Source organism: Bradyrhizobium sp. CCGUVB23, assembly GCF_024199885.1.
GTDB lineage: Bacteria > Pseudomonadota > Alphaproteobacteria > Rhizobiales > Xanthobacteraceae > Bradyrhizobium.
Window position 1 is genome coordinate 177497 of record NZ_JANADQ010000003.1, and the last position, 14247, is coordinate 191743.

General features: G+C 60.3%; 10 protein-coding genes and 4 pseudogenes. 4 read left to right on the forward strand and 10 right to left on the reverse strand.

Annotated elements, in window-relative coordinates; translation table 11 throughout:
- Positions 1–215: 215 nt before the first annotated feature.
- Positions 216–473, reverse strand: a complete 258-nt coding sequence (locus NLN62_RS51760; RefSeq protein WP_254114339.1) for a DNA-binding protein — start codon at positions 471–473, stop codon at positions 216–218.
- A 482-nt stretch (positions 474–955) separates the two neighbouring features.
- Between NLN62_RS51760 and NLN62_RS51765 the strand changes: the two genes are divergently transcribed.
- Both NLN62_RS51765 and NLN62_RS51770 read left to right on the forward strand, forming a co-directional pair.
- Positions 956–2302, forward strand: a complete 1347-nt coding sequence (locus NLN62_RS51765; RefSeq protein ID WP_254114340.1) for an IS1380 family transposase — start codon at positions 956–958, stop codon at positions 2300–2302.
- Positions 2303–2450: 148 nt separating this feature from the next.
- Complete coding sequence (locus NLN62_RS51770) at positions 2451–2906, forward strand: IS630 family transposase (protein WP_256576128.1); 456 nt, start codon at positions 2451–2453, stop codon at positions 2904–2906.
- 512 nt (positions 2907–3418) lie between these two features.
- On the opposite strand, the pseudogene NLN62_RS51775 reads toward NLN62_RS51770, so the two are convergent.
- The 4 genes and pseudogenes from NLN62_RS51775 to NLN62_RS51790 form a co-directional block, all read right to left on the reverse strand.
- Positions 3419–4120: pseudogene (locus NLN62_RS51775) on the reverse strand (transposase); the annotation flags it as partial.
- Positions 4121–4619: 499 nt separating this feature from the next.
- Complete coding sequence (locus NLN62_RS51780) at positions 4620–6083, reverse strand: DUF4041 domain-containing protein (protein ID WP_254114233.1); 1464 nt, start codon at positions 6081–6083, stop codon at positions 4620–4622.
- Between the two features lie 518 nt (positions 6084–6601).
- Positions 6602–7780: pseudogene (locus NLN62_RS51785) on the reverse strand (IS1380 family transposase); the annotation flags it as partial.
- 414 nt (positions 7781–8194) lie between these two features.
- Positions 8195–9574, reverse strand: a complete 1380-nt coding sequence (locus tag NLN62_RS51790; protein WP_371933178.1) for a transposase — start codon at positions 9572–9574, stop codon at positions 8195–8197.
- A 115-nt stretch (positions 9575–9689) separates the two neighbouring features.
- Here NLN62_RS51790 and NLN62_RS51795 point away from each other — a divergent pair, with 115 nt between their 5' ends.
- Positions 9690–9974 carry a hypothetical protein gene (locus NLN62_RS51795; RefSeq protein ID WP_254107166.1) on the forward strand — a complete coding sequence of 95 codons (285 nt, stop codon included), beginning with the start codon at positions 9690–9692 and terminating at the stop codon, positions 9972–9974.
- Between the two features lie 22 nt (positions 9975–9996).
- Here NLN62_RS51795 and NLN62_RS51800 read toward each other — a convergent pair whose 3' ends face one another.
- The 4 genes and pseudogenes from NLN62_RS51800 to NLN62_RS51815 all read right to left on the reverse strand — a co-directional run bounded on the left by NLN62_RS51800 (position 9997) and on the right by NLN62_RS51815 (position 13276).
- On the reverse strand, positions 9997–10518 hold the full coding sequence (locus NLN62_RS51800; RefSeq protein ID WP_254114342.1) for a transposase: 522 nt from the start codon (positions 10516–10518) through the stop codon (positions 9997–9999).
- A 458-nt stretch (positions 10519–10976) separates the two neighbouring features.
- Complete coding sequence (locus tag NLN62_RS51805; protein ID WP_254114238.1) at positions 10977–12014, reverse strand: IS110 family transposase; 1038 nt, start codon at positions 12012–12014, stop codon at positions 10977–10979.
- Positions 12015–12158: 144 nt separating this feature from the next.
- Positions 12159–12974, reverse strand: a pseudogene (locus tag NLN62_RS51810) (IS5 family transposase); the annotation flags it as partial.
- A gap of 80 nt (positions 12975–13054) precedes the next feature.
- Positions 13055–13276 carry a hypothetical protein gene (locus NLN62_RS51815; protein ID WP_254114343.1) on the reverse strand — a complete coding sequence of 74 codons (222 nt, stop codon included), beginning with the start codon at positions 13274–13276 and terminating at the stop codon, positions 13055–13057.
- Between the two features lie 125 nt (positions 13277–13401).
- Between NLN62_RS51815 and NLN62_RS51820 the strand changes: the two are divergent.
- Positions 13402–13685, forward strand: a pseudogene (locus tag NLN62_RS51820) (IS5/IS1182 family transposase); the annotation flags it as partial.
- 365 nt (positions 13686–14050) lie between these two features.
- On the opposite strand, the gene NLN62_RS51825 reads toward NLN62_RS51820, so the two are convergent.
- A complete protein-coding gene (locus NLN62_RS51825) occupies positions 14051–14224 on the reverse strand; it encodes a hypothetical protein (protein ID WP_254114344.1) in 174 nt (57 codons plus the stop codon).
- Between the last annotated feature and the right edge of the window lie 23 nt (positions 14225–14247).

Here is a 14247-nt window from a genome sequence, read left to right on the forward strand (position 1 = left end):
TTTGCGGCTCTAATGCCAGCCGTGATACGGGCTGCACCAGCCCGAGCGTTCGTTCATCACGCCGGATCAGCCACGTGCCAGGGCTTGCCGCGAAGGACGGGATCGACATCCAGGTCACGGTGGACGATGCGGCTCTGGTTGAGGAGTCCGTGTTCGAACGAGAGAGCTTCGAGCGCATCAGCGGTCAAGATCCGGAAAGGGGCGGTGTGAGGAGCCTATTCCTCGGGAGGAAGGACACGCATCTCCTGCCCGGCGATGAACTTAAGGAGAACGGACTTACGCGCGCAAAGCATCGATCCAAAGCGAAAGACCGGCAATTTCGACCGCTCCGCCAGATAGTAGACCTTGCGTCGATTGCGATCGCGCTCGGCATCGTTCGTGCCAAACAAGAATTCGGCGATAGCGTCCGCACCTTCGAGTATGTCGTCGGCAAGCTTGTCGGGCTCAGTCTTCGCTATCGCATTCGGCTTCATTGGACCCCCTGTTGCTGTTGAACAGTTCTCCACGGACGCGGAGAACATCCCTGTCAGACAAAAAGGGAGCGTTCGCTCGAACGTGGATTCGTTCGCGCGACTTGGCCTGGTTGCCAAAAATGGGTAGCTCCCTGGGTCTGCGCCCGCTCCCTGTGGTAGGAAGTCAGGGCACTTGCGAACAAAGTCGGCCTTCAGCGAGGGCACGTCGATGCCCCGGGGACAGGACAAAATTTTCCGCGTTGCTCAGACAGGGCTGCTCATTGCTGGTGTATGCGTGCCATGTCGACGCCTTTCTCAGGTCCTGGCGTGCGTATCAATGAATTCCGAAGGAGATCGCCTACATGTCCGTTGTTCGGGCTAGCCCGTCTTATTCATCAGCGGATTGTTGAGAGGTTGGCGAGCGTGGCGTAAGCCGCTGAGGTGGCGTAGGATTCGGTTGCTGACACCCACCCTCCGCGCATCGGGCCGCCGCCACACTCGCCATGACTGACAATACGAGTCTGCCGTTCTCATTTCCAGCCGTTTCCCGCAAGAAGATCACAGCCGCGTTTGACGGCGGCAGGCTGACGTCGGATGGCGGCGTCATGCTTCTGGCCATGGCGGACCAGCGCCTCGGCTTGGCCGCGAAGTTGTCCTGCGTATTCCCCGAGCGGCGCGATCCGGGACGCATCGTGCACAGCCTTGGGGATATGATCCGCGCCCGCATCTTCGCCATCGCGTGCGGCTACGAGGATGGCAATGATCTCGATCGGTTACGCGGCGATCCGGCGTTCAAGCTGGCCTGCGGCCGGCTGCCGGACACTGGCCGTGATCTGTGTTCGCAGCCGACGCTATCGCGCCTAGAGAATGCACCACACCTGCGTGAGGTGATCCGGCTGAGCTATGCGCTGGTTGACCTATGGATGGACAGCTACGCGCGAGCGCCGAGCGCAATCACGCTCGACATCGACGACACGGTCGACGTGGTGCATGGCCGTCAGCAACTCTCGCTGTTCAATGCCCATTATGACGAACACTGCTTCCTGCCGATCCACGTCTACGACACTGAGCACAGCCGGCCTGTTGCGGTCATGCTGCGCCCCGGCAAGACGCCGAGCGGCATCGAGGTGCGAGCACATCTGCGCCGCCTGGTTCGGCGCATTCGGCGGCGCTGGCCCGACACGCGTATCACCTTCCGCGGCGACAGCCATTACGCCTGCCCCGAGGCGATGACTTTTTGCGAGCAAAACGGCATCGATTACGTCTTCGCGCTGGCCGGCTGCACCAAGCCGCTCGCCAGAAAGGTCGACGAGGTCTGCGATGCTGTTCGAACCAAACGTGCGGTCGAGAACAAGATCGTGGTTCGCGGCTACACCGAGACCCGCCACGCGGCAGGTTCCTGGCATCGTGAGCGCCGCGTCATCGCCCGCATCGAGGCAACCCAACAAGGGCTCGACATCCGCTACGTCGTCACCAGCCTGAATATCGGCTCGGCCGAGTGGATCTATGATAGCCTCTACTGCGCACGCGGACAGGCCGAGAACCTGATCAAGCTGCACAAGACCCAGCTCGCCTCCGATCGCACCAGCTGCCGCTCGGCGCTCGCCAACCAGGTCCGCCTCGTCTTCCACACCGCCGCCTATTGGCTCATCCTCGCCGTGCGCGACGCCATCCCGAAGCCGCGTGATCTGGCAACCGCCGAGTTCAACACCATCAGGCTCAGACTTCTCAAGATCGCAGCCCGTGTCATCGAGACCGCCACCCGCGTCCGTCTGGCCTTCGCTGCAGCTTGCCCCGACGCCGACCTGTTCCGCGGCTTGGCGAACGCTCTGGTCCCGCAAGCGCCCTGACGCGCGGGGCATGAGCCCCGGTCATTCCCGCCGACGTCCTCCAACGCGTTCACGAAGTCCGGTCGAAAAGCGGCGACAAAGCCGAAGCGCTCGCGCGCGCCTTCAACCCCGACCGGAAATGTTCCAGAAGCCCGCCCGGCAATCATGAATAAGACGGGCTAGAACGGAAAGGCGCGGTGCGCAGTCAACCCGACGCCTGTTGGCGGGGATCGATCTGCTAACCGGGAAGGTCCACGCTCTTGTCAGAGACCGCCACCGCAGCCGCGAGTTCGTCGAATTCCTCAAGTTTCTCGACGCGGCTTATCCCCGCAGCACGGCGATCAAGCTGATCCTCGACAATCATTCCGCACACATATCGAGAGAAACCAAAGCCTGGCTCGACACACGACCCGCAGGCCGCTTCGAATTTACCTTCACGCCCAAGCACGGCTCCCGGCTCAACCTCATCGAGGGCTTCTTCTCCAAATTCGCACGCTCCGTCCTGCGTCACATCCGGGTGACCTCAAAACACGAACTTAAGGAGTGCATCATGGCCGGCATCCACGACGTCGATCGGTACCCCGTCATCCACACCTGGTCCTACAAGCTCGCCCAGGCTGCCTGATAAGATTCGAACCACGAAAACGCAGACCTAGTCCAGTACTCCATTCACCGTGACCGGAAGGGTCGTATTGGCCTCAGTCAAGGCCGTTCCACCGAAGTAAATTAAATTACGCCGCGTTCGCCGCTACTGACGGCGAATCAGCCTCACCAACCTCCAAGAATCTTGAGGGTTCTGTGAGGTCGCGTGGCAGGCGCGAGCCGCGCGCCCGGTTGTGCGTGCGACCTCATAGAAGCCGGATTGAACGAAGCTGCGGAGTTGTGGGCGCTATGGGAATAGTGCAGCGGTTGGGACTGCGGGGAAGGCGCGCCTGGGGTCGCCGCGCGTCGGCGAGTCATGGATCGGATCTGAGGGGCCGGATTGATCGGGCCAAGGGCGCGATCCAGCGAGCGACTTGCTGCGCTGGGATGCGTGGCCGAACGATTGGCAGGGTGTTCGGTGACGAGCGCGGCCACGGCGACTTTGGACGTTGCCGACGAGAAGGTGATCACAGAAGGGGTGGGTGGAGGCGCTGGTCATGACGTATCACAGCGAAACGGCTGGTCGCGGGCGCAGGCTCGCGGGACAACATCGATGCGCCGCATGGTGCCGCCGCAATGCGGGCAGACGGGGATCTCACATATGGTGAGGGGATCGTCGCCGGCTTCTTGATCAGTCGGAGCGTTGCGGACAGCAAGGAGTTGACGGCAGAGAGCGATTTTACCGTTGCGTCCGCCATTGGCGAGGAAGCCATAGTGGCGGATGCGGTGGAAGCCGTCCGGCAGGGTGTGCAGGAGAAAGCGACGAATGAACTCATCGGCATCAATCGTCATCAGTTTGGCTTTACGATTCTGCCGATAGTCCTTCCAGGAAAAGCTCACCCTGCCGTCGGCAAGCGAGATCAGCCGACTGTTGGCGATGGCAACGCGATGCGTATAGCGGCCGAGATAAGCCAGCACCTGTTCGGGCCCGCCAAATGGCGGCTTGGCATAGACGACCCAGTCGGTCCGTCGAAGTTGATTAAGGCGCGCGGCGAATGCAGCTGGATCGGCGAGATGGGCGAGAGCGCCGAAGAAGCCCAGCTCGCCAGCCGCGAAGGCAGCTTGCAGCTCTTGCAGAAACAGGCGGCGGAACAGCCGGGAGAGGACGCGCACTGGCAGGAAGAAGCCGGGCCGGCAAGCGACCCAGCGTGTGCCGTCGAGCGAGGGTCCACCGCCCGGCACGACGCAGTGGATGTGAATGCTGATCGAAAAATGACCCCCATCGGCGTCGTCGGGACCCCTTCAGGCCATTGATTTCATTGAATTGAAATGATGGGACCCCCACGCCGATCATGGTTGAGACCCCACGCCGAAACACAGTAACTCGACGCAACGCTTTCCATTCGACGCGGAATATTTCCGCAATCATGCAACGGCTAGCCTCTCTTTGAGAGACGCCGGCAACTACAAGGTGGTGATTATCTTCACGGATCGTTCCCTCTCCCGAGAAATGAGACAGGACCGATCGAGGCCGTATTCGACATTAGCGTGAAGCAATAATTCTGGGACCGTCCCATTTAACGATTTTCTACCAAATTGCTAACAGCCTATCTCCATTGCAGATAGCTCGCGATGAGCGACAGCGACGTGTTTGGACTTTTCAATGCGTTCTCGCAAGCTCCTATGTTCTTAATGCCACGCGGGAGCATTACCGCGACCGCAAGAGGACGCAGATGTCAGATCCAGAAGTTGCCCGTCAATCGGCAGGTCGCTCACCCGTCTGGCTCGCAGCTGATCCGCTCGTACCACTTCGCATCCGCAAGCTCTGTCTATATTCGATAGCCTCAGCTACTTCGCGAAACTCCAATAGTTGCCCAGTTAACTGACCGAGTTGCGTCTTCACCTCTGAGGGCGTCGCCCGAAAGAACTCTCGCCTTCGGTTCACCTCGTTCACGCGGCAGCCCGACAGCCGATCATGCATCAAAGTTTCGATTCCTATAGCATCATCAGAGAAGAAGAGTGCATGAACATCAAAGTTGAACGGCACCGATGCGTCGCTTAGTTCCCGAATGCGCTCCATTGGATCGAGCCGTCTCGTCATTCCAATCTTTACCATCCTCTCGCCGAATGACCCAATGTTGGAGATCACGTACACATAGCCTGCGCGTGTATTGGCTGCGCGAGCTTCCACGCTCTCGATTGCCTTATCCACGTCGGCGATTTGCTCCCGAAGCCGCTCCATGCCGTGCTGGTCGCCATTTATGGTAACTGCTTCCAGCGCATTCTGGTAGTGCTGCTTCTCCTTAGCCAGTTTTGCGCGCTCGCGCTCGATCTCTTGCTGCGCTCTCCGCTCATCTCGCATCCGCTCGCGTTCCTGCCGTTCAGCCTCTTTTTCTTCAGCTTGCTTCTGGAGAAAATCGGCAGTGAGTTCGAGTTCGTCGATTCGCAGTTGAACGTACGCGGGCGAGATGCTCACCTGCAACGTGGCACCCAGCTTTCTCACGGTCTCCTCTACCTTCTTCAACCGCTCGATTGCACTTTGCAGCTTGTATGGTTTCAGGCCCCGCACAAGGTTGTCAGCTTCGGCGTTGAAGGCGCGCAACATGAGCTTGGAAACTTCTAGCGTCATCTTGCGGCCTTCAGCTTCGGAGCCGCCGACCGTCCAGCTAGTGGCAGCGAGTACCGCGCTGCCATCCTTTTTTGCCGTTGCCTTGGTGGCATCTTGGAGCCGATCCAACGCTTTCTTGTAAGCCAGCGTATCTGTGAGAGGGTGCCGGTAATCATAGATTCCAATTTCTTGAAGCAGGGCAGTCTCCCTCGTTTCGACGATAGTTTGGCGAGCTTCTTCGACCTCTTTCCGCAAGGCGGCTTGTTCAGCAGCAATGTCCGCGCGAGCCTGTGCAAGCTGTTTGTTCAGTGCATCCACCTGCACCTGTAATTCCCGTCGCCGCGCGTCGATGTCGAGGAGCGGAGCGGCTCCGATTGACTCAAGCTGCTTCCGCCCGAGATCGCGCTCCGCTCGAACTTGCTCTATCTGGGTCCTCAGTTGTTCGACAGTCGCGCTGAGGTCGGCGTTTTTCGACAGAACTTCCTCCCGCTCCCGCTCGGCGGATAGAAGGTGTGAGTTGAGCTGATCCACCTCCGCCAGAAGTTTGCGGGCAAAGGCGCGAGCACCGAACATTGGCACGGTCCGGATTGGCTTGTACGCAACTTCCTGCATCGAAATACCCCAAAGAATCAAAATCTGGACCGCGCCAACGCGACCTCAGGTTGATGGATAATTCCAGAGCAACATTCCGCTTTCAAGCAGAGTTGTGTGTTTGCGACTTGCGACCTTGGGCGTAGCGGAGAAGCCGCCCGAGAGGCCCGAAGCGCTCGCAAGTGCGGATCATTTTGCCGACTCGCAGCTGGCGCAGATCAGGGGTGGCGCACTGTGAAAGCAGAAACCAAGCAGTGGTGGGAAAGGTGGCCGACGAGGACATCTGAGCTGCCACTGAGTTTTCATCCAGCGACGGTTAGAGTCTCGGGGGTTTTGACGTCCGCCGGCCATCTGCTCGGACGAGTTGCCCAGGCTCTCTAGCCCGTCTTATTCATGATTGCCGGGCGGGCTTCTGGAACATTTCCGGTCGGGGTTGAAAGCGCGCGCGAGCGCTTCGGCTTTGTCGCCGCTTTTCGACCGGACTTCGTGAACGCGTTGGAGGACGTCGGCGGGGTGACCAGGGGCTCATGCCCCACGCGTCAAGGCGCTTGCGGAACCAGAGCGTTTGCCAAGCCACGGAACAGGTCGGCGTCGGGGCACGCCGCAGCGAAGGCAAGACGGACGCGGGTGGTGGTCTCGATGACGCGGGCCGCGATCTTGAGAAGCCTGAGCCTGATCGTGTTGAACTCGGCCGTTGCCATATCACGCAGCTTTGGGATGGCAGCGCGCACGGCGAGGATGAGCCAATAGGCGGCGGTGTGGAAGACGAGGCGGACCTGGTTGGCGAGCGCCGAGCGGCAACTCGTGCGATCGGAGGCGAGCTGGGTCTTGTGCAGCTTGATCAGGTTCTCGGCCTGTCCGCGTGCGCAGTAGAGGCTATCATAGACCCACTCCGCCGAGCCGATATCCAGGCTGGTGACGACGTAGCGGACGTCGAGCCCTTGTTGGGTTGCCTCGATGCGGGCGATGACGCGGCGCTCACGATGCCAGGAGCCGGCCGCGTGGCGGGTCTCGGTGTAGCCGCGAACCACACTCTTGTTCGCGATCGCACGTTCGGTTCGAACTGCATCACGGACCTCGTCGACCTTTCTGGCGAGCGGCTTGGTGCCGGCCAGCGCGAAGATGTAATCGACGCCGTTTTGCTCGCAAAAAGTCATCGCCTCGGGGCAGGCGTAATGGCTGTCGCCGCGGAAGGTGATACGCGTATCGGGCCAGCGCCGGCGAATGCGCCGCACCAGGCGGCGCAGGTGTGCCCGCACCTCGATGCCGCTCGGCGTCTTGCCGGGACGCAGGATGACCGCAACAGGCCGGCTGTGCTCGGTGTCGTAGACGTGGATCGGCAGGAAGCAGTGTTCGTCATAATGGGCGTTGAACAGCGAGAGTTGCTGACGGCCATGCACCACGTCGACCATGTCGTCGATGTCGAGCGTGATTGCGCTCGGCGCTCGCGCGTAGCTGTCCATCCATAGGTCAACCAGCGCATAGCTCAGCCGGATCACCTCGCGCAGCTGTGGTGCATTCTCCAGGCGCGATAGGGTCGGCTGTGAACACAGATCCCGGCCAGTGTCCGGCAGTCGGCCGCAAGCCAGCTTGAACGCCGGATCGCCGCGTAACCGATCGAGATCATTGCCATCCTCGTAGCCACACACGATGGCGAAGATGCGGGCGCGGATCATATCCGCAAGGCTGTGCACGATGCGTCCGGGATCGCGTCGCTCGCCGATACCACAAGCCGGTGCCTGTCGTGATATCGAGGTGTTTATCGGTTTGCCCGCCATACCAGCTTGAGGCGACGATGCGTTGCCACACCGTCTTGGGGTTGTTGAGGACGGCTTTTAGCTTGGGCAGGGGCATGCCTTTTTGTGCAGGCCGTCCAAGCGTGTGTTCGTGTCGCGGATCTGGCTGGGCAAACAGACTGGCGTCTAGACGCAGGCGCGTGATGAGGGTGGCCCTGTCTGGCAGCGCTGCGGCCAATGTGTGGACAGCAAAACTGCTGTCGCCAACAAAGATGAGATCGCGTCCAGGCAGCCAGCGGCAAAGTTGCATCACGCCCTGTCTTGCCCAATCTGTCAGCAGTTTGTGCTTTCGCCCCTTCTTTTTGTCGTAGCGCTCTGAGCTCGACTTTGGCCGATTTATGCGGCGTAGGCGAGCGCGTTCTCCATCCGGCGCCAGATATGGCGCGGAATTTCTATGCTGTCACGGCGCGGCCGGGACATGAAAGAAATCTGATGAGCCCATATTTGGCGTCGAACGGCGGCGATCGCATCGCTAAAGGTCAGGGTGGCTTTTGGATACCAAGCTGCGGTTCTGGGCTTCAGCTTTCGTGCCTTGGCGAGGTCGTGGGTCCATAGAGTGATGATGGAGTAGAGGCCGAGCAAAATCGGGGTGGAGCGCAGAATGGCTTTGTCCGACCACTGGCGCTGGGTCTCGACACCGAGGTGAGCGCGAACTTCCTCGAAGGTGACTTCGACCTGCCAGCGACTGACGAACCAAGCGAGGATGTCGCGGGGATGAGCGTTGAGATCGGTCGCCAGGAAAGCCTGTGGGTCGAGTTCGCCGGTTGGGTCGCGGACGAGCAGCCAGCGGATCGGCACCGGCGGAACACCGCCGCGATACCACAGCGCAGTGCCGGTTGCGATCTCGACGGTGCGATTGGTTCGGCCGTACCAGAGACTGACCCGATAACGCGTCCAGGACACGTTGCGATCCTTGAGGATGGCAGAGAGTTTTTTGTGGGGCTTGCCTCGAATTGGAGGGCGGCCACGAGCTTTGCGCTTTGGTCGGGGAAATTCGAACAGGTTGGCATCGAGGCGCAGGCGGGTGACGACGCAGACGTGCTTGCGGACTGCGGCAAGGAATTCGATGGCCGCAAAGGCGCTGTCGGCGACCAGTACGATATATCGATCGGGCAACCAGCGGCGGATTTGCCGGGCGGCCTGGCGGGCCCAATCGAGCAGCGTCTTGGGCGAGCGCGATTTGCCGTCATAGAAGCGTTTGGAGGGGGCGAGCAGCGTGAGGAAAGGCAGCGCCATGACGCGATCGGCCCACGGCACGCGCACCAGCAACATGGCAGAAAGCCAGCGCAGGCCGCTGGCTTTGACGAAGTGCCCCTTGGAGGAGCGCACCGGATCGCGATAGATGCCGCGGGCGCTGATCTTGGGCCCCCAGCGCCGCTCAATGGTGTCATCGAGCCCGATCACCACCGCCTCGCCGGCCGGCACGAAGACCTTGATCAGCAGGAGCAGCAGGTGGCCTGCCGCGGCCCGCGACGACCACGCCACTCGGTTGAGGACGCGATGGAAAGTACAGAAATCGCGATCGCGCTCCCGCCCTAAGATGCGCAGCGCCGCCGTGACAGTGCGCCGGCCGGGCGCCAGGATAACGCCGGCGAGCAGCGTCAGAACATTCAGCCAAGTGGGGCGTGTGAACAGATCGGTGAAGACGGCAAGCCGGGCCACAAAACGCGGCGGCAGCGGATCGCAAGAGCGGGGGAGAAGGCGGGCATGTTGCATCCCATCGGTAGAATCGGCACGATGAATCGCAGCAACCTCGTCCAGCTGCGACAAATTGAGTCGGCAAACCGATTCATCCTGGCCCGCGCGGCACCCATCGAGCACATTGAGCGCTATGGCAAAATCCGACCCAACGCTTGCCCAGATTGCTGCTCAGTTCACGCATCACGACATAGAAAAGAGCAGTGGCGGTTATTTAATTATCAACCGTCGGACATCAAATCCGGTCGCACGGCTGCGCCCCATTCCAGATACCGATCGCTTCGAGCTCTTCTACTGGTCGAACGTGAAGGGGCGCTGGACAACCTTTGGCAATATGGGGCGCATGAAACTCATGCTCACGAGCGCTCATGAAATCGTCGAGAACGATCCGATGTTCAGGGTTCCGCGTACAAGATGAACAAGTGTAAAATTGGCCAAAGTCAAGCTGAGGGGCATAAAAGCGTCAAGACTGGTAGGGCCTTGATGCATTTGGCCCATGGGACCGGGGCAAGAACCATGAAGCTCAACCAGCGCAAGCCGCTGGCTTTGACGAAGTGACCATGACTGGAGCGCACCGGATCGCGATAGATGCCACGGGCGGCAATCTTTGGTCCCCATCGGCGCTCGATAGTGTCATCCATGCCAATCACAATGGGACCGTCGGGTACGAGGCTAGCGACAACGACCGATAGCAGCCGCGAAGCCAGCGTGCGCGGATTCCAACGCGCTCGATTAAGGAGCTGATGGTAGAGGGAAAACTTGCCAGCCTCAGCGCGGCCGGTGATCCGCAAACAGGACGTCACCGTTCGTTTGCCTGGAGACAGGATCGCGCCCATCACCAGGACCAGCAGATGCTCCCAACTGGGTGCGGTGAACCAGGGACGAAACGACGACAGCCACTGGCGAAGGATGTGCGGAACAGGATCTCCAGACCCGACGCAGTTCTCGTTATGATCGGTCATACACCGGTTCGAATCCGGTCAGGCGAAGTAGGCAAGTCAGTGAGAGTGAGACTGCGGCGAATTGATTCACCCCGTTCAAATTGCCACAAAATGAGAGGACCGCGCGCACCTCACGCTGCCAGTACGCGGAAGATCAGCGCCGCCGCTACAAACCTGAAATGCCCAAGGGATTTTGTACAAAGTCAAGCTTAGAGTCTTCTCTATTCGGCCGGATTTGGTCAAGGGCTTTGGTTGGGCGCCTCCTCGGGTTCGGTGCCGCTCGCGGGGCCGTGCTTCTCTTCGGGATCAGCCGTATGGCTCTCCCAGCATGGGATCAGTAGAACGAGACGGAACAATCTGACTCGCGTGCTGATCGCAGGGACGCGACCGTACAAGAGCCCAAAGCGAACTCATCTCGTCCATCGTCCCGCGAGGGACCTCGCCCCACTAAACAACGAGTGTGTGGACCGCGCGTCGCACTATTGTGCCGCGGGCGAGACCTCCCGTGTCCAGCGGAATTCCGTTCCATCGCTCCAAATGCGGTGCATGATGACGGCGAGCCGCCGCGCCAGAGCGACGATCGCCTTTTGCTGCCCGCGTCGTTTGGCGATCTGCATGGCCCACGCCTTGAGCCAGGACCATTTCTGGACCCGCGTCAGCATGACCTGCGCGGCCTCATAGAGTAGCGCTCGCATGGCTTGATCGCCGCACAGCGAGATCCGACCGATGCGGTGGCTTTCACCGGACTGGTTGAGGACTGGCGTCAATCCGAGGGAGGGCCCGACGGCTTTCGAACTCTTGAAGCGGGCGGGAACGTCGATCGTGCTGATAAAGGCCAACGACGTGACGGGACCAACACCGGGGATTGTCATCAACCGGCGACAGACCTCGCTTTCCCGGGCAAGCAGAACCACATTGCGATGCAGTCGCGTGAACTGTTCGCGTAAAACGCGTCGGGCGACGAGAAGCGGTTCCATGAGTTCGGTCAGCTCCGGCTGACCAACGGTGAGTTCGTGGATGCGTTGTTCGAAGCCGATCACCCCCACAATTCCAACCTTCAAGCCGAAGTTGCGCAACAGCCCACGAATGTCATTCTCGATGGCAATGGCCTTCTCCTGAAGCAGCTTGCGACCGGCAAGCAGGACCCGTCGCTTCTGACTGGTCAGGGTCTTGACGTGGACAGGCCGGAACAAGCCGACACGCATCATCTGCGCAATGCCACGCGCATCATTACGGTCGCTCTTGTTCACCTGCGCCTTGAGGAACGCCTTGGCGTGCCGTGTCTCGATGCAGATTGCCGGCAGGCCAGCTTCCGCCAGCCCGCTGAACAGCCATTGTGACAGCGGCCCGGCCTCGAGTCCGATCCGGTCAAACCGCCAAGTCGGATCGTTGAGTACAGCAAGAAGATCTTCCGGGTGGCTCTCCACTTTCACTTCCCGGCAGATGCGGCCTGTTTCATCGACAATGCATAGGGACGTCTCTTTGACCGACACGTCTAATCCGGCGTAATGTTTCATGCTGCGCTTCTCCGTCCGATGCTTGTGGCTGCTCGACACAGACCACGTTTATCATCAACCTGAAGCGCACCACCCTGCTAACACGGGGCTCAGCAACAGGCCGAATACCCCATCTGACTCAAATTGCATTGCTGTTTTTATGGCTGCGATGCGCCTTGTCATGAGTTGGACGGAGGCGAGGAAGAGCCAGGCAGTTGCGCTTTCGATGGTTCGCTCGAAGTCCTTGGCCAATCTGCGGTTGCGGCCGAGCCAGGCGAAGGTTCGTTCGACCACCCAGCGGCGCGGAAGCACCTCGAAGCCCTGTGCGGCATCGGAGCGCTTGATGATCTCGACAGTCCACCGGCCGATCTTTTCTAGCACCGCCTTGAGCTTTTCGCCGGCATAGCCGCCATCGGCGAAGACATGGCGCAGCCAGGGGAAGCGGTAGCGAATGCTGCACAGGACATCTGGCGCGCCATCGCGATCCTGGACGTCGGCAGCGTGAACGATCGCGCCGACCAGGAGCCCTTGGGTGTCGGTGACGATGTGGCGCTTTCGACCCTTGATCTTCTTTCCCGCGTCGTAGCCGCGAGGGCCGCCACCTTCGGTGGTCTTGACCGATTGGCTGTCGATCACACCAGCCGTCGGCGAGGCCTCCCGGCCGATCGCCTCGCGCGCCAGCATCAGGAGTGCGTGGTTGATCGATTGCCACAATCCGCTGTCGCGCCATTGGTAGAAATAGTACTGCACCGTGGTCATTGGTGGAAACAGAGTGGGCGGCAGCATGCGCCACGGCAACCCGCCGCGCAGCAGATAGAGCACTGCCTCGACGATGTCCCGATAGCTCCATTTCGGGCGCCGCCCGCGCTTGGCCCGCACAGGAAGCAACCTCTCCAGCACGACCCATTCCGCATCCGTCAAGTCGCTTGGCAAACGCAGCTCCTCTCGGGCAAACTGTGCCCGGGTGATATCAGTCCACATTCTCGATCCCTTTGATGCTTCGCAACACCAATGGAATCAGAACTCGCTGATATCACTCAACTTATTTTTCGGTCGGACACTTAGCCGCCGACCAGCCTGGGGAAGAAGACGGTTTCTTCCGCGTTCGGGTCGAACGATCGGATCTGCGAGACCTGACCTGGACCGGTCCGGACCGCTGCGGTGAAACCGATATTCGTCAGTTCGTAGAACCGCTGCTCCGCCTTCGCCAGTTCTTGTGCGTCGTCGAGGTTGAAAGGATGACGGCTGTCGCCGCTGTGGTCCATCACGATCTGGATTGCCATAATCGCCCTCCTCGGATTGCTGATAGCCATGGGACCTCGATCGAGTATCGAGCCAAAGTCGTGGATTTTCAAGGGTGGAGCATTCCATCGCAAGTTGCCGCTGGTCTACTGATCGCAGCGGCGCGCAGCCCAAGGCCGTTGCGCATCCGACCGACGCGCGGCAGATGCATCGGGCAATCGTCAAGCTCATTGGGCTCGCCAAGCGCGCCGCCATCACGATCGGCCGTATACCCACGCTGACCAGTTCAAGCGCGCCCGGCGCCAACTCAAGTTCCTGCGAACACGGCTTGGCCGGATCATTCGCGGCATCCGCCGCAAGATTGATGGCGATGCGGTGCTGGAAGCTCGCTTCGGCCCGCTGCTCGGTTACACAATGTACTTTCTGCACCGGCTCCTGAAGCAGCTTGGACTGTTGCATCGGTATCACCGAGAGCCAGGGAATTGGACGACGTTGCTTATTGCTGCGCGCGTGCGAGCGGCTCTTCCATCATGCTGTTCGGCGAACACCCACACCTGCCAAACTCAGAGAGCCTGGGCAACTCTCCGAGCAGATGGCCGGCGGACGTCATCAGCCGCCGGCCATCCTACGCTGCCTTGGGCCTGGGGGCTGGATAAGGCAGCGATCCACTGAGTGATCGCAAGCTTGCCCATCGCCGATTAACAACCCGCGAACCAATTTCGGCAAGCTCCGGGCTTGATCGAACCCTAGAAATCGGTGGTCTTGCATTATTGAGCAAGCCCCCCGTTAGTCGGCGTTCAGCGTCGCAGCGGATTCTATGGCTTTTGCTTATTCGCTGTTTCTCGCGTGGCCAAGCTAAGCTCCAATACTCTGAGCTGCTCGATCAGCAGGTCCACGATCTCTTCGTATTCAGCTGGCTTTAGTGAATCAACGCCGCGTAATGCCATTTGGTTCTGCAGGATCGTCGCCATCATGGCTTTGACGTTCATGGGGCCTCGTCTGGAAATAAGAT

What these genes read in the sequence shown, in the direction of transcription:
- NLN62_RS51800 (WP_254114342.1), bottom strand. Translation starts at nt 10,518, where the DNA reads ATGACCGATCATAACGAGAACTGCGTCGGGTCTGGAGATCCTGTTCCG.
- NLN62_RS51760 (WP_254114339.1), bottom strand. Translation starts at nt 473, where the DNA reads ATGAAGCCGAATGCGATAGCGAAGACTGAGCCCGACAAGCTTGCCGAC.
- NLN62_RS51815 (WP_254114343.1), bottom strand. Translation starts at nt 13,276, where the DNA reads ATGGCAATCCAGATCGTGATGGACCACAGCGGCGACAGCCGTCATCCT.
- NLN62_RS51765 (WP_254114340.1), top strand. Translation starts at nt 956, where the DNA reads ATGACTGACAATACGAGTCTGCCGTTCTCATTTCCAGCCGTTTCCCGC.
- NLN62_RS51780 (WP_254114233.1), bottom strand. Translation starts at nt 6,083, where the DNA reads ATGCAGGAAGTTGCGTACAAGCCAATCCGGACCGTGCCAATGTTCGGT.
- NLN62_RS51825 (WP_254114344.1), bottom strand. Translation starts at nt 14,224, where the DNA reads ATGAACGTCAAAGCCATGATGGCGACGATCCTGCAGAACCAAATGGCA.
- NLN62_RS51795 (WP_254107166.1), top strand. Translation starts at nt 9,690, where the DNA reads ATGGCAAAATCCGACCCAACGCTTGCCCAGATTGCTGCTCAGTTCACG.
- NLN62_RS51805 (WP_254114238.1), bottom strand. Translation starts at nt 12,014, where the DNA reads ATGAAACATTACGCCGGATTAGACGTGTCGGTCAAAGAGACGTCCCTA.
- NLN62_RS51790 (WP_371933178.1), bottom strand. Translation starts at nt 9,574, where the DNA reads ATGCAACATGCCCGCCTTCTCCCCCGCTCTTGCGATCCGCTGCCGCCG.